The following is an 18,988-nucleotide window of genomic DNA, read 5'->3' as shown; positions in this document are numbered from 1 at the left end:
TCCGACGTCAAAGGCCGCCTCCGATCATCGGAAGCGGCCTTGTCTGTCCCCCGCGTGACTAACTGAGTGACTACGGCTCCGAACCGCCGAAGAGGCGGTCCATCGCCACGGCACCTGTCTGCAGCACCGGACGGATCTGCTTGCGGTACACGATCTCCGTGACGGCCGTACTGCTGTGCCCCACGAGCCGGGAGATCTCTTCCAGAGCGACCCCCGAATCTGAGAGTAGCGAGACGAAGCTGTGCCGCAGCTCCCGCGGCGTCCACTCGGACGCATCCACTCCCCCAGCATTCTTGATCACAGCACGGAAGGCACGACGGACGTTCGCTGCGTCAAACGGCGTGCCGGCAGCCGAGGCGAACACAAGGCCGGTCTCGGCCCACTGATCGCCTTGCGTTCCGTGCTGCTCCTCTCGGTGCCGTTGTAGAGCGTCCACACACAGCGTGGGGAGCGCGAGGGTACGCCGAGACTTCCGGGTCTTGGTGTCGCCTCCCGACCGTACGGAGCGCCACACAGCGACGTGAGGCGGCACCGGAGGAGTTGCGTCGGCGTCGCCTTTCAGGTCTACGTGATCCCACGTCAGTGCGCGCAGCTCCTCCGTACGGGCGCCAGTGAGCAGGGAGAGCACGATGTAGGCGTGCATCTTGGTTCCCTCGGCGGCCTTGAGCACGGCTTCCGCCTGGGCGAATGTCAACGCCTTTGACTGGCGCCCCTGCTTGCCGACCGGCACCGAGCACAGTTCGACTACGTTCCGCTTGACCTTGTCGCGCGCCATCGCCCGCTTGATCGAGCGGTTCAGGCACGAGCGAATGATCTGGAGTGTGCGAGTGCTCAGCGTCTTGGCCTTCTCCGCGAGCCACCGGTCTACGTCTTCTGCACTGAGATCGCGAAGCTTCCGGGCGCCCAGGGCTGGGATGACGTGCGCACGGCAGAGCGCGGTGTAGGAGTCGACGGTCGCTTTATCGCGTCCGTTGAGGCCGTAGGCCAGCCAGTCACGTACCGCCCGCTCGACCGTGTAGTCAGCAGGAGCGATCGCAAGGCCGTCTTCGTAGTCGCGCAACACCTCCTTGAGTTTGGTCTTGGCCTCGGTCTTGGTCTTGCCGCTGGCCTTCTTCACCATCCTTTTGCCCTGCGGGGTGTAGCCGACCGTGACCGAGGCGATCCAGCGTTGACGGGCCTCGTCCCAGTGAAGGCCGCCATCTCCGCGGCTACGGCGCTTGGTCATCAGGCGGCTTCCTCGGCTTCCTTGGTCAGCAGGGCGAGATAGTCGGTGATCGCGTCGGCGGGAATGAGCCGCGCACGGCCCTCGGTGACGGAGCGGAGACGCTTGCCCCGGATCAGCTCATAGATCTTGGTCTTGCCGAGGCCGAGCACGCGGGCGGCGTCGGGGACGCGGTACATCGCGGGCTCGCTGACGGTCCGCGTCATCGTGGTTCCTCCTTCGGCGGCTGATCACTGAGATGTCCTGCCAGCAGGGATTCGCCGGGGGTGTAGCCCTGGCCGGCGAAGGTCCAATGCGCGAGGACGAGGGTGGTGTCGGGGTCGAAGGCCCAGCCGGTTTCGCGGAGTTGGGCGTGGCGGTAGTCGGCGCGTTCCTGGCGGATCTTGCCGAGGGTGGTTGCGTAGGCGCGGGATCGGGTGGAGAAGTGGCCGCGGAAGCCGAGCATGTGCGCCCACCTGCGGAGCTTGAGGTCCAGGAGTTCGGGGTGCGTGGTGGGGTCGCCGAGGGTCCAGGCGGTTCGGATTAGTCGGGCGGCGTGTTCGCTGGCGCCCTTGTCGCGCAGGTGGATCAGGTCGTGGGAGCGGATGCGGCGGTCCAGGGTGCCGGCGGACTCGGCGGCTTTGGTGGCGTACTTGGCGACGTACCCGGCGACCTTGTGTTCGGTGAGCTGGTCACCTTCCCCGGCGGGGTCGAGGTCGGCGGGGTTGATGACCTTGACGTCGACCTGGTCACCCCAGCGCAGGGTCAGGGTGGGTTGGCCGAGGTCTGGGGCGTCGATGTGGACGGTGGCGGCGGCCGAGCGGATCGCGCTGTCGAGGAGTTGCACGGTGGCCCAGTCCGGCGGCGGGATCGGGGTGGTGTCGTCGGGGTCGTCGGGGCGGCCGTCGAGGCGGATGATGGCGTGGAAGTGGACGACGCCGCGGGCTTGGTACTCGGCGACCTTGACGAAGGACACCTTGACCTGCCGGTTGAACGCTGCCTGAGTCATACCGACCGCCCCGGCGAGGCGGCGGCGCAGGTAGATAGTGAAGCGGCGCCACAGGTCCCCGGCGTGGGCGTTCCACAGCACGTGGCCGACGTAGTCGTAGGTTTCGGGGTCGAGAGGTTGCCCGATGCGGGGGTCGTCGGCGGAGTGGCGGTCGAAGCATGCCGGTCCCGTGCGGCGGGGGTGGCACACCTTGGGGGCGCCGTTCTCGCCGGGGCCGCGGTGGACGGGTCCGAAGGACGGTGCGGTGAGCGTGGCAAACACCCGGGGGTGAGTGCGAACGGTTTCGGGGACGCCTTTGGTCCCGCCGAGGAGACCGGCGCGGATCAGGTGGAAGGTGTCGGCGCGGTAGAGCTCGGCGCAGGAGGGGCAGCGGGAGGCGCGGCGATTGCCGCAGCGGATGAGCAGTTGTCCATGCGGTTCGGAGTTGGTGGTGTAGGTGTGCAGGACCTCACCCGTTCCGGCGTCGACCGTGACCGTCTCGCCGGACAGGCGGACGGGTTCGGTGCAGCCGCGCAGGCGGGCGACCTGGTCAAACCAGCGGGTGAGGTCTTTGCCCGAGCGGCGGGCCAAGTCACGGATGACCGGCCCGACCAGCTTGGAGAGCGGCGCAGGGGCGCTCAAGCGGTAATCCTCCTTACCTCGGTGACGACGATGCGGGGGCAGCAGTTGCGGCACTGCCGGTCGTGCGGGAGACGGCGCCCGCAGGCGATCCACCGGCGCAGCCGCCCGAACCGGATCAGGACCGGGGTCAGGCACGGCCCGGACTCCTCGGCCAGCACTCGGCGGACGGTGGACCAGGGGCGTTGCGCACCGCGGGCGTAGGTGTCGGTGACCTGGACCTGGTAGCGGCTCATTTGCGGCCCTTGACGTAGATGCGGCCGGTGGCGCTGCATGTGCGGCACGGGATGGGGCACCGGTTGGGGTCGCGCCCGAGGTAGCAGAACCCGTTGCAGGTGGGGCAGGTGCGGTAGCGGCCGACGCTCATCTGCTGCACCGCCCGCAGGTGGTCGAGGTGCGGGGGTTGATGCCGCCGCAGCGGCATACCCAGGTGGAGGCGCTGCCGGGCGGCAGCCAGGCCCGGCCGGAGCGGAGTACCGGCGTGACGGGGCGAAGGTGGCGCATACTGGTGTCTCCTTTGCTGACAGGCGAGGGAGACGCCCCACGAGGCGGCGGGCTGGCAGGCTTTGGCCGCCCCGTGGTGGCGTCGAAAGTTGCCGCGATCAGCCTTTGGGCTCGCGGCGGGTGGACAGGTCCGTGACCGTGGCACCCGACGGCTTCGAGGTCTTCTGGTCCTGCTTGGGCGTGCGCGTGTCGGCGTAGGCGGCGAGGTTCAGGGCGTAGTCCTGGAGGTCCTGGCGGCTCACTGCGTGCCGCCCTTCCCGGTCCCCTGCGAGGGGCGCAGGACGGGCAGGTTCTTCCGTCGGTCCCATTCCTGCTGGTAGGCGTCCCGCACGCTCTGCGGCTCTCCCACGTTGGAGGGCGGGGGGTGGTTGATCCTGGTCTGGGGTGGCATTGTGGAAGTTCCTCTCTGTGAGGACCCGGGGCGCGCGTTGTCTTGGTCGATTGGGCGCGTCCCGGGCTAAAACGGGGGTCGGGCTAGGTGCGGTTGTCGATGCCGGTTCCGTCGCAGTCGCGGCACCGGGCGTTGTCGGCGTCGATGCCGGCTCCGTTGCAGGTGCAGCAGCGGTAGGCGTAGACCGGCAGGTCCTCGGTGAAGGTCATGCGGTGGCACCGTCGTTCGGCGCGATGCCGGTTCCGGAGCAGGTGAGGCAGACGGCGTACTGCTCGACCGTGCGCCGGCGAGGGCCGCGGCCGATGACCATCGCGGTAAGGGCCTGGCCCTGGCCGTCGCAGTCGCCGCACGCGGCCAGTTTGGCCTTGACGCGGGTCCGGCGGGCGGGGGTCACAGTTCGCCTCGGCCGTTGCAGGTCGGGCAGGTCTGGCGGACCTCGATGAGGACGGTCTTGCGGTTGGCGCGGGTGGACTTGAGGACGCCGACGGTGCGGTAGCCGCGGCAGGTGCCGCAGATACGGCGCTGGGACTTCACAGGGGCACTCCTTCGGTTCGCTGATTTGCCCGGGGGCAGTGCCCGGAGCCGGGGTCAGCCGGTGCGCTGGATGATCGGTTTGGTGACGTCGCGGTGGGCGAGCTGCACGCCGATCCCGTGCTCCCGCAAGATGGCGGCGAGCTCTTCGGCGAGGGCGACGCTGCGGTGCCGTCCTCCCACGCAGCCGATCGCAATGGTCACGACCAGGACCGGCGAGCGGGGCAGACCGTTCAGCAGGTCGGTCACACAAACGGCCGTGTGACGGATCAGGCAGCGCGCGCCCGTGGTGTCCAGCACGTGCCGGCGCACCGCGGGGTCGAGGCCGGTGAGCTCGCGCATGTCCGGGTTGTGGTGCGGGTTACGCAGGTGACGGCGGGTGTCGATCGTGATGTCAGCCTGCGGGGCAGGGGCGTGGCCGTAGCCGAAGGACACGATGTTGACGTGGTTCATGAGGCCAGCACCCGCCCGACACCGTTGCAGTCCGGGCAGTGCCGGTCCGGGACGCCGTGGACGGTGCGGCGGCCAACGCCGTTGCACGGACGGCAGGTGTGCCAGACCTCCCGGGCGAGCTTCGGCGTGTCGCCGTTCTTCTTCCTGAACAGGCCCATGACAAGGCCCTCCTTCCGATTCGCAGGGGGACGGACGGACGGGGTCAGGCGAAGGTCAGCGCCACGGCCAGGACCAGCAGCGCGGCAAGCAGGAGATCCACGGCCAGGCGCAGGCGCCGGTACTTGGCGACGGCCAGGCGCGACAGCAGCCACACGTCAGCAGCCACACGACCGGCGGTGCTGGTGGTGATGGTGGACACGAGCGCGTCGGGGGATGCAGCCCGCGCGTGGACGACGAACGCGGTCCCTCCGGTGCGGGGGATGTGCGGGCGGACGACAGCAGCAGTACCGCGACGGCCAGCCCGAGCAGACCCGCCGCCGTCCACAGGCCGGCCAGCATCACGCCGGGCAGGTGGACAGTGGAGGTTGCCGTGGTCGTTGCGGTGGTGACGACGGCGAGCGCGGCCCCGGCCCACGACAGCAGCAGTCCGGCTTTGCCGTCCACCCGGGCCAGCTCGGCGCGGACCGTCGCGGCTTCGGCGTGCAGGTCGGCCACGACAGACCCCGGAGCAGCCGCAGGCGCAGGCGCAGGTGTCGGGGAGGTGCCGGTCAGGATCTCGGCGAGCATTCGGCGATGGGCGGCGAAGACATCGCCGCCATAGGTGGCCGCCAGGTAGCCGAGGAGCTGGGGGTAGTCGTCGGCCAGGACCCAGGCGGCGCGGGCGGCGTCGTCGGCCCCGGTCACCGCGGGCAGGTCCTCCCGGCGGCAGATGCCCAGGTGGGTGCGGACCGGGACCGTCACCATCCACGCCTCGTCACTGGCCCGGGGGTCGGGCACATACCGCGGCGCCATTGCCTGCCAGCCGGAGGTGATGCCCCTCAGACCGGTTTCCTCCGCCAGTTCGCGGATTGCGGCCTGCGTGGGGGTTTCCCCGGGGTCAACGTGACCGCCAGGCAGCGCCCACCCGTACCCGTCGCGCCGCTCGACCATGACCATCCAGCGGTGCCCGTCCGGGTCGGTGGCCGTGACCAGGGCGTCAGCGGCGAGAGCTTCGCCCCAGTGCCCCAACTGGTTACGGCCATAGCGGATGCTCGTACGCTCACACGGGTTGACCGGGCGGCCGTCCACCACACGGAACGGGATCGCGGCGCGGGCCTGACGAGGCGCCCAGTCGATGCGGGCCGGGTCGGTTTCCGGGTCGGCCCACCCCTCGCGCACGCCTTTGGTCAGCACGTCGGGATGTGTGTAGGTGCGCATAGTCACTTCCACCGGCCGATCGCGACGGGCTTGGCCCACGGGATCGTCTTACGGCGGTCCAGGACGATCTCACCGTCGTCGCGGACGTCGACCTCGTCGGGGTGGACGCCGTCGCCGGCGAGGTCGTCGGCGACCTTCTGCCGGATCTGCTGCTTGTGTCCCTCGCTGAGGTTCTTGGCCATGACGCGCCTCCGTTCGGGTTGCGAATGGGTGGGGGTCAGTTCAGGCGGGTGAGGAAGCCGGTGAGGTTGTCGGCCGCGGCGTGCAGCACGTGCACGGCGTGCTTGACCACCTCGGCCGCCGACAGGGGGTTGGTGACCAGGTAGAACACGGCGAACAGCAGCAGGCAGCGAACGAGGAGCTTGCGCAGCATCACGGGTCACCTGGCCGTTCAGACCGAGACGGCGCCGTGGTAGCTCATAAGCGCGTCCCACTCGCGCATGTCGTTCGTGGACACCGCGACGGCCCGGTAGTTGATCGGCCCGAAGTCCCGCGCGGTGACGTAGTGCAAGCCCTCGGAGGCGGGGGCGTCGATCAGTTCCGCGATGCGGTCCACCGTGGCCCGCTGCTGTGCGTCGGTGCCGTGCACGAAGATGGAGATCTCCGCGCCGTAGTCGGGCACCGGAACCTTGGGGTTGTCTGCCAGGAACGCGGCCAGGCGGCGCAGACCGGCGACGAATTCGGCCCGAGCCTCAGGGTTGTTCGTCATGACCTTCAGTCCTTTCAACGGGTGACGGTGTGGTCGGCTGTCGTGAGGTGATGCAGCAGTTCGGAAGCCACGTCGGAGCTGACCCGCATGCGGCGCTGGAGCTCCCCGGCGGGGATCACCTCGCCATGCAGCCGCTGGTATTCGGCGGCGAAGTACCGGGCGTCATCGAGCACCGCCGGACTCACCACCGGGGCGGGAGCCGTCACCGAGCGGACGGGCGCCGAAGGGGTCGAGGGGGTAGCCGTCGAGGGGGCGGGGTCGAGTTCGGCCGGCGCCTCAGTCGAGGTCGCCACGTGCAGCCGGTCCTCGCGTGTACTCGCCTCGGCAGCGACGTTGGGTTGGTCGGTGAGAAGTTCGGCGTCGACCACCCCAGGGGGCGGGGTGTGGCCGGCGCGGCGCTCCAGCATCGACATGGCGATCAGGAACGCCCCCGCTGGGGTCGCGGCGAGGATCCATCCCCACGCCGTGGGGTCGGCCTCGGCCAGGTTCGCCGCCAAAGTCAGCGTGATGCCGCCGGTCAGCACCAGCGACGGCCACGACAGCCAGCCCCGGCGGGGGCGTCCGGTGCGTTTGTCCCGCTGGATCTCCCGGGCGGCCATGACGCACATCAAGTCGATGCACACCGCGACCGCCCAGGAACGCCAATCCTTTTGGCCGTGCTTGGCGGCCAGGGTGCTGATGTGGTCGAAGGAGCCCACGGCCGCGATCACCGCGAGCACGACCACCGGCCCGGAATCGGCCAGCATCGAGCGCAGGCCACGCAGCATCACAGACTCCCAGCAGGCGAGGAACGGGTTTTGGCATGGATCAGGTAGGGACCTGGCGCGATTGAGGGCTCACGCCAGCCCGTGGGACGGGTGCAGGAGTCAGACCGGAAGGTCTTCCAGGTCCGGTTCGGTGAACTCCTTCACCTCAGCCGGGTCCAGGTCACCAACCGCAGCCGTGACACCGCTCGTCAGTTGCGCCCAGGCGGGTGCCAGGTGGGCGTACGTCGCGGCGGCGGCTTCGGCCTGTTCCTCGGTCACGTGCACCGAGCGCATTCGGTGCCAGCGACCCTCCGAGCCCACCACCACGGCGGTTCCCGGCCGGTTCGGAGAGATCTGCCGGGCAGCGGCCAGCGCGGAAGGGTCCATGTCGCCGAGCGCCATCTTGGCGGTTTCGTCGTCGTTGACCATGTGGCAGATCCGCCCGGTGAGCTGGGCACGCAACGCCGTGACGCCCGAGCCGAGGTCAGAGCCGACCCGCTGCCCACACACCACCAGATAGATCCCGAACGCACGGCCAAGCTGGGCCACCCGCAGCAACCTCGTCGCGACCGCCGACACCTCGTCTTGCTCTTTCTTCTTGTCGGCCATCAGGAACAGTTCGGCGACCTCGTCCACCAGCACGACGATCGGGATCGGCCGCTCAGCCTCCGGCAGCCGCGGATGCCAGATGTTCTTCACCCGGTGCCGCCGGCACAAGGCCATCCGGTCCTTGATGACCCCGACCAGGTCCGCGAGCAGGTCGGCGCACTCGGCCCGCTCGGTCGCCAGAGCGGACATGCGAGCCTCATACGGGGTGAACTCCACCCCGCCCTTAAGGTCGAACCCGACCAGCGCGACCGGCTGCGGCGCCAGCCCAACCACGAGGTCATTGGCGAGGTTGGACTTGCCGGACTGGGTCGCGCCGACGTTCAGCCAGTGCGGCACCGTACGGAAGTCGATGACGAACGGGTCACCGGTCTCCAGCAGCCCCACCCGGACCCGCAACAAGTCGTCCGACAGGACCGGGATCGTCACCCGGTCGAGGGGATCGATCAACGTCGCCACCAAGGTGACCTTTCCGGGCTTCCACCCAGCCAGCCGCACCGAGTGCACCTTCCAGGCGTGCGCGAGCTTGTCCAGCACCCGCGTGTAGTCCTCCGGCGTCTGCCCATCGTGCAGCCGGACCGTGATGCGGAAGCCCAGCGCGGTCGGGCGGATCACCCCAAGCCGCGGCGCCCGCTCGACCTCCACCCGGCGGATCGTACGGCGCTGCTTCACCTGCATGATGCGCATCAGCGGCACCCGCCCTTCGCATAAGCAATCGCCGTACGGACGTCGTCAGGGCTCTGATCGGCCAGCCACGCCAGCGCGCACTCAGCCTCGGCCGGCGACAGCGCGGCAAGCGCCTGGTTGATCTGGTCCCACGACCACGACTCACCCGCCATCGCTCAGCCCCCCATGTACGGGAAGCCGGGCAGAGTCCAGCGCAGACGCCGGCGACGCCGCGCAAGACCGCACCCCGAGGCCACCGCCCGCCATGTGCTGTAAACCATCAGCGCCTTGACCGGGAAGCCCACGACCAGCCAGAACGACGGCCGGTGCAGCCGACGCCAGACCAGCAGCACCACGACCACGACCGCCGCGACCACCGCCGCGCGGATCAGCAGATCGGTCATACTGGAGGTCTCCTTTCCTCTGTTGATGAGTGGTGGGGAGACCCCGGGACGGCCCAAGCCGCCAAGCACAGCCGTCCCGGGACCTAGCTACTGACCGGTCAGACTCCCGGCACCGATGCCGGCGCCGAGGCAGGGGCGGCGGGGTCGTTCGCCGGGCGGATCGCCTCGCAGCGAAACCCCATCCCCGAACGGCCGTTCATCTGCCAGTAGAAGGCCGCCAGCCCCACCGGCCGCACCTGCACCCCCTCCGGGATACGCGGGTAGTCCAGCGAGGGGAACGTCACCGTGATGACCGGGTTCCGCCGGTCGTCGTTCGGCTTGGGCAGCAGCGGAATCGTGTACAGGTCCCGACCCTCCGCGTCCTTCTTCACCTCCCCCGTCGCCCGATCCGCGATCTTCGGCTCCGGCTCCCCCGCAACCGTGAACGCCAGACCCGAGATATCCACCGGGATGTTCCGCATCGCTGCTCCTCTTCTGACATCTGTCATAACCTTGCGTGCCCTCACAGCTAACACATATGTCATAAGTAGCAAGAGGCTTTCGGAGATTCGCTGGTCAACTCGGCAGGGTAAGCTGTGACAGAAGTCATAAGTCGAGGCCAAGGCCGTGATATGAACGTGGAGACACCACGAGCCCGCTACCGCCAGGTCGCGGATGAGATCCGGAACGACATCAAGCGGGGCAAGTACCCCCCCGGCTCCGCCCTCCCGAGCCAGCCCGAGCTAGCTCGTGCCTACGGACTGAACCAGACCTCGATCAACAGAGCCATTGCCCTGCTACGCGCCGAAGGGCTCGTCCGAGTCGAGCACGGCCGCGGAGCCTTCGTGCAGGAGATCCCCACCGTCAAACGGGTACGCCGTATCCCCCGCGGCGATGGCTCCGGGAGCAGCTTCGCCGAGGAGATGCGCAAGGCTGGCCTCGAACCTCGTGCCCCGCTGGTCGAGCTCGCCACCGTTCCGGCGCCGGCAGTAGCAGCCGAACGCCTCGGCATCTCAGAGAACGATCCCGTTGTGATGCGCAAGCGCCACATGTTCGTAGGCGATCGGCCGGTTCAACTAGCCACCTCGTACATCCCGCTCACCATCGCCGGTGGCGAGGAGATTGCCCTTCCCGACACAGGGCCAAGTGGCCTTTACCGTCGCCTCGGCGAACGGGGCTACCGCATCGCGCGTTTCGTCGAGGAGATCGAGGCGCGGCATCCCTCCGAAGAGGAAGCCGAGTTCCTCAAGCTGACGGAGGCGCAACAAGTCTTGGAAGTCACACGGATCGCATACACCACCGAGGACGTCGCGGCCGAGTCCGTGTTCAACATCTTCCCTAGCCAGCAATGGCGACTGTCATACGAGTGGACGGCAGGGTAGGAGAACCCTCATGTCTGAGCTACCGCGGCACTCCGTGAGCGTCACCGCAGCCGTCTTTCGCGACGATGGACGGGTCCTAGCCATCCGGCGCGAAGATGACGGGCGCTGGGTCCCACCAGGCGGTGTGGTCGAGTTGGACGAGAGCCCGGAACAGGCAGTCATCCGGGAAGTCCTCGAAGAGACCGGCGTCCAGATCAAGCCCGAGATCCTGACAGGCGTGTACAAGAACATGGTCCTCGGCGTAGTCTCGCTCACCTTCCGATGCCATGCGGTCGCAGGCGAGCCCAGGCCCAGTGATGAAGCGCTGGAGTCCACCTGGCTGACCCTCGAAGAGGTAGAGAGCCGGATGCCCGAAGCCCGTGGCATTCGCATCATGGACGCGCTTCGAGAGGACGGCCCGTTCGTCCGCGTCCACGATGGGACACGCCTGCTCTGAACCGGTCGACGGTCTTCCGCCTGGTCCCCTGTTACAGGTTTCCCTACGCCATCAAGCCGCCTTCGGCGGGAAGCACTGCGGGGGGCATGGAGAAGCCCGGCCCAAGAGCAGACAAAGGGAGAGAGCAGAAGGCGCACCGGAGGCCGGAATCACGACGGCTCGCACCGGAGACCACGCGAGCACAAGCATCAGCCGGCCACGGGCCGCGCGCCCCGCCGTCGGCGGGCTGCGGCTCTCCGGCCGGTCCCGCCTCGGCGGTCGCGCACCCCTGCCGGCAAGCTGCGCAACGTCGGCGAGCTGGCTGCAAACGTTGGCACTGATGAAGATCTTTCCCAAAGATGCAGGGAAAGACCTTGGGGCGCTGCCCCAAACCCCGGGGGCACTCAGGCTCCGGGATGATCGCGAACCGTGAAACCGGGGCATACGGGGCTGAGGTGGGTACCCTGATCGTCCCGCCCGCCATCGACCCGGGCAGAGCCCAGCAGACCGACTCCTCCAGCTCAAGCCCGGCTGTGCACGCAGGGCAACCAGCGCGCGAGGAAGGTCACCAGGAACATGTACACGCGAAGCCGATCTTGACCCTCCGTCGCCGGCCCACTGCCCCTTCGGGGCGGGGTCGAAGGCAAACGGGACGATCAGGAAGAGAAGCCGCGGGTATGTGGTCAACTTGCGTGCGACTGCCAGTAGTTTGCACAGGTGAACGGCGATCCGTTGAGACGAGCACCCTTGATGCCGCAATCACACGGGGCGCAATCTCTCGTAAATCCTGCTTATAATTTTCGGATCGGCAGATTCGCGCAAGCTTGCTATGCGGCCGACAACGTCCTTAGATTGGTATGGCGGCGGCCCGGACGCAATATATATACTACCGGCCATCCTCCCAAACTTAGTTAGCACCACCGTATCAGGATCTTCCTCATCCACCTCGGCTAAGCCCGCATCGATTAGCGGGGCGTCTATTGATGTTCTCGGGAGCCCTCTAGGATAGCCAAGCGTAGTCGATGAGATTTCGTCCATGAATTCGACAAGAAAGATGCTACGCCCTCCGGCTCCAACACTATCTAACACATTGAGAATGTCGCCTATGTGCTCGTGTTCCGGCCAGCGCAAATAATCTCGCGGTATAGACCTAGAACTTGTCGAAGAGTGAGCCTTTATCGGCCCGAAATTATCCATGGCGCGCTCAAACACCTGCTCGACCTGATCAAAATCGAGCTCTTTCGGCATTGTGCCCTCGGTCGCCTCCTTGGCCACCTCGGAAACAGATTTGAGCACTGAGAGTCGTAGCAGCTCGTGATATTGCGACGAGACCATCTGATTGGTCCCCTCTATGCGTACACGAATTTCGGAGAGCAGCTCAGATGTTTCCCTATTAAGAGTTTCGGCCTGTTTGAGCTGATCGCCAGACTGTACAGTTTGTATACTGAAAATTATAAGCTGACAAATGAAGGCAATCACCGCTAAAGCCAGGGCCACAGTGTTCAGGGCATCGGCACTTTGGGTCGCTGCCATCGTTGCAACAGTCGCAATGGCCCCCAGGTTCAGCAAAAGACTACTTAGTGCGATGATTTTCCAAGAAATCCGGAGTTCTGCCGAGGGCTGCCGACCCATCCCATCTCCTCCTTTTTGTGGCGCCACTTCTACTGCCGCTGATTAGATTTATCAGCGGTAAGCCGGCTCAGAATAGAGCTGCGGTGTTGTCGGACTCCGCCGAGCGCGCTCCGCTCCATGCCACGTGACGCCGGAGAGCCTCCGCCTTCAACTTCCGCTGGAGGCTATGCCTAGTCTTGCCACGCGTCTTGATAGCGTGACAGTTAGGGCACAGGGCGATCATAGACTTGGGATGGTCCCGGCCACCTTTGGCCAGCTCGTCAACGTGATCGACTTCCAGGATTGGGTCCCCCTTGTCGGTGACGTCCTCCGGCTGCCCCGTGCACTCAGGATTCTCGCACCGCCCCACAGCACGTAGCAGGACAGCAAGACGAGCTTGCGCCGAGCGGAAGTAACGTTCTGATCGTTGCCGAGTTGAACGTCCTCGGTTGCGGTGCTCGCGAGACTCGACCGAGTTACAGAACGCCTGGTAACGATGGCGAGCGTCATTGGGGTTATCCGCGGCCGGCGCCTCGGTTCCGGTGGTATCGTCATGGGTCTCGCCATCGTCATCATCCAGGAGTTCCCGTACCTCAAGTGCCCAGGTGTCGCGGAACGGGGACTCTACTGGCGCGAGAATCCAGGCATATTCGCGACGCCACTTCTTATCGGTACCTTTGCCCCAGACGTAGCGACGATCCACTACTACAGCCCATGTCTGGAAACGCCATGGTTCGCCGTGAGGCTTATGCCAATACCTTATGGCGATTTGCTGGCGCTGGCATTCAGCAAGAGTCGCGTTGCCGCCCTTGAGATGCTGGTCGCCGATCAGCCCATCTCCGCGGTACTCGATCAGACTAGTACCGGGAATGTGTCGATCGTTGTACGGGCCTTTTTCGTCCGAGAATACGCATGGCAAGCCGTCTTCCAGTGGACCGATGCCCGCGTATCTTTGACCTCCATGCGCCTCGTATATCGCTGTGCGATCACGGTAGATATCGACGCCAGGGATTGGTGTAAGTGCTTCGACCTCATTGCCTGCAACCAGGTGACGCAGTCCTAGGTCTGCCAGTAGGCCATCGGGGATGGGATTGAAGTAGCGAACTAGAAGGTTAGCGGCAGCCTGCGCTATCACCTCTGGATTTGCGACGAGCAAGTCGTATGTTGACTGCGGGAAGCCGGCGGCGGGGTTGACGACGTCGAGAGATGCGCGAGTCGGACGTCTACCGCCTGAGGTGAAGACCAGGTGTTCTGAACGCTCAATCTCCCAGAGTCGATTGTTGGCGTGCAGGACCCAGAAGGGGTAGACGGCTGCGCCATCGTCTGCACCATTGCCATAGTTGGCTGCCAGCTTCTCAAAGGCGGGCCATACCTCACGCCAGTAGACGAGTCGCGGAGCTCCAGAAGCAGCCCTACCCAGGAGCCAGAGCAGGAGCAACGGCCGATGGAGTGGGGTGGAGTCGCCCTGACGCCGCGGGGCAAGACGCCCCACCTGCTTGATGAACTCGCGGGCTGTGATCGCTTGGCTCGACACATCCACGAAGCTAGCGCCTCACTACGACATTTCCCACAGCAAGATCCGGGCGGGGACCATCTGGGGACCACACGCTATGCATCGGGTCGAACAACCCGCATTCGACCGGACATCGATCGCACCCGCCTGAACGCCGTTGAGCTGTGAAAACGCCTACTTCAACGTCCTGGGGGTCAAGGGGTTGCGGACCAGATCGCCAGCGCTCAAACGGCAACCTGAGTGACGAACTGAGTGACGACGGCCACGGACGCCGGCGAACATCCGCGAACGACGCCGGAGAGTTTGAACAGGTAACTCGGCGTTTCTGCTCATGTGGAGGCGGCGCCCTGTTAGCTTTGGGAGCAAGAAGTCGCAGGTTCAAATCCTGTCGCCCCGACCATCGAGAAGGCCACCCCAGGATCGGGGTGGCCTTCAGTGGTCTCAGGAGTGGGTCAGCGACGCACCGAGGACGAGTAGTCCTTGAGCCTGATATCGGTGGCGAACCTGTCGGCCATCCTCATCATGATCTTGAATAGCAAGCCGGCCCTGAAGATCCAGTTGCGCATCCGGATCCCGCGCCAGGTGCGCGGAGCGAGAAAGGGACCCGCGTTGCCGGACTTGGCGATCTTCGCGTACCCGCGGAACCCCTCTTCGTAGCGCCGGAAGGCGACCCGGTGGTTCCCGCCCGCCTCGGCCAGCTCACCGGCCAGTACGTACGCGCCGACCATGGCGAGGCCGGTGCCGAAGCCGCCCAGCGTGTTGCCGTACGCGGCGTCCCCCAACAGAACCACGCGGCCCTTGGAGTAGTGGTCGATCCGGACCTGGCTGATCGAGTCGACATAGACGTCGTCCGCCTGCCGGACCGCTCCGAGGATCTCGGGTGTCCGCCAGCCCATCCCGGCATAGGCGTCCAGCAGGATCCGCTTCATCTGCTCGACGTCGTAGCGGTCGTAGTCGAGCCGTTGCGAGGCGAAGATGAAGAGCGCGGCAGACTTGGGACCCCCGGTAGAGACCAGCCGGCCGGGCTCGTTGTACATCTTCGCCGTCGCCCCGAAATTCCCCCGTATATCAACGAGGGCGTAGTAATAGTCGAGGAATCGGACATAGTCGGATTCAGGCCCGAACGCCAGACGGCGGACATTGGAGTGGATTCCGTCCGCGCCCACGACCAGGCCGAAGACGCGGGGCGCGCCGCGCTCGAAGGTCACGTGCACACCGCCCGCCGTTTCGGTGAGCGAGGTGATGGAGTCGCCGAAGACGTACTCGCAGCCGGCGGCGACCGTCCTTTCGTACAGCAGTCGGGACAGGTCACCCCGCCGGATCTCCAGATCGCCCCCGGTGAACTCGCCGGGCATCACCACCAGCCTGCGGCCGTTCGCGTCGACGATCTCCTGGTCGGCCCCGCCGGTCTGCAGCCGCCGTACGTCCTCCAAAATGCCCATCCGCTCCAGTACGGTCAGGTGCGTCCCGCCCTTGAAGTCGACGGCCTGGCCGCCCGGACGCAGGGCGGGGGCCTTCTCGACCACGGTCACGTTGAATCCGTAGTGGTTGAGCCAGTAGGCCAGAGCGGGGCCGGCGACGCCGGCGCCGGAGATCAGGATGTCGGTGTCTTCCACGTCCCCGAGATTCGCCGGGAGCGCTGACGGCCCGCAGACAGCCGACTGACAGTCGGAACGGAGCTGTCAGCGAGACTCGCCCCGGACGCTGCCGGCGCCTTGCCTCGTCAACGGGTGGTCTGTCGTCGCTTTCCCAGCCTCCCACCCGGTCAGGAGAGAGCCGCCAACGCCTGTTCCCGGTCCAGCGCGACCCCCCTGGCGAACGCCGACGCGAACGCCTCGGCGCCGATGACCTCGGTGACGCGTGCGGCGATCCGCTCGCGGTCACGATCGCCGGCGACGACCACACCGCGTAGCGCCAGCCCCGCACCCAGCAGGAAGGCCGCCTGGTCCGGCGCCCCATGGAGGAGGGCCAGCCCGGCCTGTGCCTCGGCGACGTAGGCGAGATCCGTCGCCGGCGACGCCCGCGCACACGCCAGCACCTCGGCGTGGTGGAGCCTGGCCGCCGTGAGGTCGCCTTCGGCCTGGGCGAGCAGGCCGAGCCCGGTGAGCGCCAGCAGCCTGATGCTCCCGCCGGCGTAGGAGCGGAGATCGACGGCTTCCAGCACCTCCGTGTAGCGGGCGCGGGCTTCGGCGTGATCGCCTCGGAGGCGGGCCAACTCGCCCCAGCCCAGCCCGATCAGGGCCGGTCGGTGCGACCTGCCCGTCCTACGCTCCAGCTCAGCGGCGCGCCGCAGGTCGGCGGCGGCCGTGTGGAAGTCGCCCTCCCGCACCAGCCCACTCGCCCTACGGCACAGCACGTCCACCATCTCGTCGAACGCGCCGAGCTGCTCGTACAGGTCCAGGGCCTGCTCCCACAACTGCCTCGCCCGCGCCCACTCCCCCCTCCAACTGGAGATCAACGCCAGCCACTCATGCGCCTGCGCCATGCCCCAGCGCTCACCGACCGAACGGAAGCTCGCCAGCGTCGCCTCCAGATCCCGGTCGGCGTCGGCCACCCTGCCGTCGAGCAGGTTCACGACGCCCTGCCCCAGCGACACCACGGCCCGGCTCCACGGTTCGGAGCTGAACTGCCGCCTCCTGGGCGAGTCCGGTTCAGGCGGCCCTGCGGCCATTCCCCACATGACCGCCGCGAACGGGTGCCGCAGTTCCCGGTCCAGCGATCGCATGATCTCCTCGGCCCGCTCCCATTGCGCGGGAAGCACGTCAGGCACGGCGTGGAGCACGCAGAGGAGGTACTCCTCCTCCAGCCCCGCGGGCACCTCGGTCCCCAGCCGGCCGAGCAGGCTGAGAGCGGACGAGGCCGCCTGACCGCGCCGCCCGCTCAGCCACCAGTACGCCGAAAGGGCGGCGATCAGCCGCAGCGCCGTCTCCGGACTCTCCTGTACGGCATGGCGCAACGCGGCCTCGATGTTGCTGTGTTCCGCGGAGAGGCGGCCCAACCAATCGAGTTGCTCGGCCCGTCGCAACCACGGGTCGGCGCGCTGGGCCAAATCGAGAAAGCAGGCGGCGTGCGCGTCGCGCAGCCGCTTCTCCTCCCCGGCTTCCGCCAGCCGTTTCGCGCAGAACAGGCGGATGGTGTCGAACATCCGGTAGCGTCCGCCACTGGCCTCGACGAGGGACTTGTCCACCAGGTCGGCCAGCACCTCACCGGCACCGCAGACCTGTTCCACCGCCTCAAGCGACGCGCCGCCTGAGAAGACGGAGAAGCGCCTGGCCATCACTCGCTCATCAGGGCTGAGCAGGCTCCAGCTCCAATCCACCACCGCGTGCAGCGTCTGGTGGCGTGTCACCGCGGTGCGGTCACCACGCGACAGCAGCGTGAACCTGCCGTGCTCCTTGAGGCGTGCGGAGATCTCCGCCACCGAGAACGACCGCACCCTCGCCGCAGCCAGCTCGATGGCCAGCGGCAGCCCCTCCAGGGTCGCGCAGATCTCGATGACCTCGGGCCCCATGGTGAAGCCCGGCCGTACTTCGGCGGCCCGATCCGCGAACAGGCTCACAGCCGGGTAGGCGAGGGCCTCATCGAGGTCCGTGCCCGGCGACGGCACGGCCAGCGGCGCCAGCGGGACAAGCGTCTCACCGGTGAGCCCGAGCGGCTCACGGCTGGTGGCCAGGACGGCAAGCCTCGGACACGCCTCGAGCAGCCGGCGGACGAGGACGGCGGCCGGAGCGACCACGTGTTCGCAGTTGTCGAGGACGAGCAGAAGTTCGCGCTCCGCGAGGGCGGCCGTCAGCCGCTCCACGGCGTCGCTTCGGCTGAGGGCCGGTGCCCGCAGCCCCGCCTCGCGCAGGCCGAGCGAGCCCAGCACGGCTTGCGGGACCTGGGCCCCGTCGTCGAGCGGGGAGAGGTCGACGAAGCAGGCCTCCTGTCCCCGGCGACGGGCCGCCTCGATCGCCAGCCTGGTCTTGCCGGTGCCGCCGGGACCGGTCAGGGTGATCAACCGGGAGTTCCGGAGCGAGTGGAGCCGGTCCAGCTCCTCCGCGCGGCCGACGAAGCTGGTGAGATGCGCGGGGAGCCGGCCGCCCGTCGCCCGCTCGCGCGGCTCCTCGCCGCGGAGGATCGCCAGGTGGAGCGCCGCCAGCTCAGGCGAGGGGTCGGCGCCGAGCTCGTCAGAGAGCAGCCGCCTGCCCTCCTCGAACACGGCCAGCGCCGCCGCCTGCTGCCCGGATGCGTGCAGCGCCCGCATGAGCTGGCCGCGCAACCGCTCACGCAACGGGTACGCCACGACCAGCTGCCGGAGCCCGGCTGCCGACGTGCCCTCCGGAAGGGCGAGCTCGGCCTCGACGAGGTCTTCCTGCGCTGTCAGCCGCAGCTCGTCCAGGCGGGCCACCTGCGCCGACGCGAAAGGCGCGTCGGCCACGTCCGCCAGCGCAGGACCTCGCCACAGCCCCAGCGCGTCCCTGAGCGACCTCGCGGCGCGCTCGTGCTGACCCGCGGCCAGGAGCCGTCGCCCGGCACGGGCAAGCCGCTCGAAGCGGTGGACATCGACGTCGTCGGGGTCCACGGCGAGCCGATATCCGGCGCCGTGGAACTCGATCAGGTCGCCGGGCAGGCTGCGCCGGAGCCGGGACACGTGGGCCTGGATCGCGTTGGCCGCCCCGGCCGGCGGATCGTCACCGTACTGACCGTCGATCAACCGGTCCACACCGACCAGCCGACCGGCGTCGAGCAGGAGCAACGCGAGAAGCGCGCGCGGCCGCAATCCGCCGACGGAGATCGATTCCCCCTCGGCCGTGCGGGCCTCCAGCGGCCCCAGGATGCCGAACTGCACGAGACCGATTCTGGCCCACGTGCGGTGCTCTAGGTTGGTCTCGACCAGTCGCCTGGAAGGACC

General features: G+C 67.6%; 27 protein-coding genes and 1 pseudogene. 2 read left to right on the top strand and 26 right to left on the bottom strand.

What is annotated here, in order from left to right; all coding sequences use genetic code 11:
• Positions 1-70: 70 nt before the first annotated feature.
• The 22 genes and pseudogenes from HHX40_RS19290 to HHX40_RS19200 all read right to left on the bottom strand — a co-directional run bounded on the left by HHX40_RS19290 (position 71) and on the right by HHX40_RS19200 (position 9,655).
• Entirely contained in the window at positions 71-1,225 is a 1,155-nt protein-coding gene (locus HHX40_RS19290) for a tyrosine-type recombinase/integrase (protein ID WP_182881666.1), read from the bottom strand.
• Positions 1,225-1,428: a helix-turn-helix domain-containing protein gene (locus HHX40_RS19285; RefSeq protein ID WP_182881665.1), complete on the bottom strand. Its 204-nt coding sequence runs from the start codon at positions 1,426-1,428 to the stop codon at positions 1,225-1,227. The genes HHX40_RS19290 and HHX40_RS19285 overlap by 1 nt, the downstream gene beginning before the upstream one ends.
• The gene (locus tag HHX40_RS19280; protein ID WP_182881664.1) at positions 1,425-2,831 is read right to left on the bottom strand and encodes a replication initiator; all 1,407 of its coding nucleotides are present in this window, start codon (positions 2,829-2,831) and stop codon (positions 1,425-1,427) included. Before HHX40_RS19280 ends, HHX40_RS19285 begins: the two co-directional genes overlap by 4 nt.
• Positions 2,828-3,064 carry a hypothetical protein gene (locus tag HHX40_RS19275; RefSeq protein ID WP_182881663.1) on the bottom strand — a complete coding sequence of 79 codons (237 nt, stop codon included), beginning with the start codon at positions 3,062-3,064 and terminating at the stop codon, positions 2,828-2,830. Before HHX40_RS19275 ends, HHX40_RS19280 begins: the two co-directional genes overlap by 4 nt.
• Positions 3,061-3,195 carry a hypothetical protein gene (locus HHX40_RS36830; protein WP_259403706.1) on the bottom strand — a complete coding sequence of 45 codons (135 nt, stop codon included), beginning with the start codon at positions 3,193-3,195 and terminating at the stop codon, positions 3,061-3,063. The genes HHX40_RS19275 and HHX40_RS36830 overlap by 4 nt, the downstream gene beginning before the upstream one ends.
• Before the next feature lie 235 nt (positions 3,196-3,430).
• Positions 3,431-3,574, bottom strand: a complete 144-nt coding sequence (locus tag HHX40_RS19270) for a hypothetical protein (protein ID WP_182881662.1) — start codon at positions 3,572-3,574, stop codon at positions 3,431-3,433.
• The gene (locus HHX40_RS19265) at positions 3,571-3,723 is read right to left on the bottom strand and encodes a hypothetical protein (RefSeq protein ID WP_182881661.1); all 153 of its coding nucleotides are present in this window, start codon (positions 3,721-3,723) and stop codon (positions 3,571-3,573) included. The genes HHX40_RS19270 and HHX40_RS19265 overlap by 4 nt, the downstream gene beginning before the upstream one ends.
• An 83-nt stretch (positions 3,724-3,806) precedes the next feature.
• Complete coding sequence (locus HHX40_RS36825; RefSeq protein ID WP_259403705.1) at positions 3,807-3,932, bottom strand: hypothetical protein; 126 nt, start codon at positions 3,930-3,932, stop codon at positions 3,807-3,809.
• Positions 3,929-4,117 (bottom strand): hypothetical protein, encoded by a 189-nt coding sequence (locus tag HHX40_RS19260; RefSeq protein WP_182881660.1) that lies wholly within the window; start codon positions 4,115-4,117, stop codon positions 3,929-3,931. Before HHX40_RS19260 ends, HHX40_RS36825 begins: the two co-directional genes overlap by 4 nt.
• Positions 4,114-4,257 (bottom strand): hypothetical protein, encoded by a 144-nt coding sequence (locus HHX40_RS19255; protein WP_182881659.1) that lies wholly within the window; start codon positions 4,255-4,257, stop codon positions 4,114-4,116. Before HHX40_RS19255 ends, HHX40_RS19260 begins: the two co-directional genes overlap by 4 nt.
• A 54-nt stretch (positions 4,258-4,311) precedes the next feature.
• Positions 4,312-4,707: an RNase adapter RapZ gene (locus tag HHX40_RS19250; protein WP_182881658.1), complete on the bottom strand. Its 396-nt coding sequence runs from the start codon at positions 4,705-4,707 to the stop codon at positions 4,312-4,314.
• Complete coding sequence (locus HHX40_RS19245) at positions 4,704-4,865, bottom strand: hypothetical protein (RefSeq protein WP_182881657.1); 162 nt, start codon at positions 4,863-4,865, stop codon at positions 4,704-4,706. The genes HHX40_RS19250 and HHX40_RS19245 overlap by 4 nt, the downstream gene beginning before the upstream one ends.
• A gap of 44 nt (positions 4,866-4,909) precedes the next feature.
• Complete coding sequence (locus HHX40_RS38250; protein WP_396788071.1) at positions 4,910-5,191, bottom strand: Pycsar system effector family protein; 282 nt, start codon at positions 5,189-5,191, stop codon at positions 4,910-4,912.
• Between the two features lie 317 nt (positions 5,192-5,508).
• A pseudogene (locus tag HHX40_RS38245) lies at positions 5,509-6,063 on the bottom strand (NUDIX domain-containing protein); the annotation flags it as partial.
• A 2-nt stretch (positions 6,064-6,065) separates the two neighbouring features.
• Complete coding sequence (locus HHX40_RS19235; RefSeq protein ID WP_182881656.1) at positions 6,066-6,245, bottom strand: hypothetical protein; 180 nt, start codon at positions 6,243-6,245, stop codon at positions 6,066-6,068.
• A 35-nt stretch (positions 6,246-6,280) separates the two neighbouring features.
• Positions 6,281-6,436 (bottom strand): hypothetical protein, encoded by a 156-nt coding sequence (locus HHX40_RS19230; protein ID WP_182881655.1) that lies wholly within the window; start codon positions 6,434-6,436, stop codon positions 6,281-6,283.
• An 18-nt stretch (positions 6,437-6,454) separates the two neighbouring features.
• Positions 6,455-6,772, bottom strand: a complete 318-nt coding sequence (locus tag HHX40_RS19225; protein ID WP_182881654.1) for a hypothetical protein — start codon at positions 6,770-6,772, stop codon at positions 6,455-6,457.
• Positions 6,773-6,786: 14 nt separating this feature from the next.
• A complete protein-coding gene (locus tag HHX40_RS19220; RefSeq protein ID WP_182881653.1) occupies positions 6,787-7,539 on the bottom strand; it encodes a DUF2637 domain-containing protein in 753 nt (250 codons plus the stop codon).
• A gap of 99 nt (positions 7,540-7,638) precedes the next feature.
• Positions 7,639-8,811: an FtsK/SpoIIIE domain-containing protein gene (locus tag HHX40_RS19215; RefSeq protein ID WP_182881652.1), complete on the bottom strand. Its 1,173-nt coding sequence runs from the start codon at positions 8,809-8,811 to the stop codon at positions 7,639-7,641.
• Complete coding sequence (locus HHX40_RS19210; protein ID WP_182881651.1) at positions 8,811-8,963, bottom strand: hypothetical protein; 153 nt, start codon at positions 8,961-8,963, stop codon at positions 8,811-8,813. Before HHX40_RS19210 ends, HHX40_RS19215 begins: the two co-directional genes overlap by 1 nt.
• 3 nt (positions 8,964-8,966) lie before the next feature.
• Complete coding sequence (locus HHX40_RS19205; protein WP_182881650.1) at positions 8,967-9,194, bottom strand: hypothetical protein; 228 nt, start codon at positions 9,192-9,194, stop codon at positions 8,967-8,969.
• A gap of 98 nt (positions 9,195-9,292) precedes the next feature.
• Positions 9,293-9,655 (bottom strand): hypothetical protein, encoded by a 363-nt coding sequence (locus tag HHX40_RS19200; RefSeq protein WP_182881649.1) that lies wholly within the window; start codon positions 9,653-9,655, stop codon positions 9,293-9,295.
• A gap of 150 nt (positions 9,656-9,805) precedes the next feature.
• Here HHX40_RS19200 and HHX40_RS19195 point away from each other — a divergent pair, with 150 nt between their 5' ends.
• Positions 9,806-10,555, top strand: coding sequence for a GntR family transcriptional regulator (locus tag HHX40_RS19195; protein WP_182881648.1), 750 nt, complete (start codon positions 9,806-9,808; stop codon positions 10,553-10,555).
• A gap of 10 nt (positions 10,556-10,565) precedes the next feature.
• Positions 10,566-10,991, top strand: coding sequence for an NUDIX hydrolase (locus tag HHX40_RS19190; protein ID WP_182881647.1), 426 nt, complete (start codon positions 10,566-10,568; stop codon positions 10,989-10,991).
• Between the two features lie 738 nt (positions 10,992-11,729).
• On the opposite strand, the gene HHX40_RS19185 is transcribed toward HHX40_RS19190, so the two are convergent.
• The 4 genes from HHX40_RS19185 to HHX40_RS19170 all read right to left on the bottom strand — a co-directional run bounded on the left by HHX40_RS19185 (position 11,730) and on the right by HHX40_RS19170 (position 18,925).
• On the bottom strand, positions 11,730-12,602 hold the full coding sequence (locus HHX40_RS19185; protein ID WP_182881646.1) for a hypothetical protein: 873 nt from the start codon (positions 12,600-12,602) through the stop codon (positions 11,730-11,732).
• 67 nt (positions 12,603-12,669) lie between these two features.
• Complete coding sequence (locus HHX40_RS37750) at positions 12,670-14,121, bottom strand: HNH endonuclease signature motif containing protein (protein WP_182881645.1); 1,452 nt, start codon at positions 14,119-14,121, stop codon at positions 12,670-12,672.
• A 425-nt stretch (positions 14,122-14,546) separates the two neighbouring features.
• A complete protein-coding gene (locus tag HHX40_RS19175) occupies positions 14,547-15,710 on the bottom strand; it encodes an FAD-dependent monooxygenase (protein WP_182881644.1) in 1,164 nt (387 codons plus the stop codon).
• Positions 15,711-15,859: 149 nt separating this feature from the next.
• Complete coding sequence (locus HHX40_RS19170; protein WP_182881643.1) at positions 15,860-18,925, bottom strand: ATP-binding protein; 3,066 nt, start codon at positions 18,923-18,925, stop codon at positions 15,860-15,862.
• Between the last annotated feature and the right edge of the window lie 63 nt (positions 18,926-18,988).

Source organism: Microbispora sp. H10949 (assembly GCF_014161435.1).
Taxonomy (GTDB): domain Bacteria; phylum Actinomycetota; class Actinomycetes; order Streptosporangiales; family Streptosporangiaceae; genus Microbispora; species Microbispora triticiradicis.
This window is presented reverse-complemented; position numbering and strand designations above follow the sequence as displayed.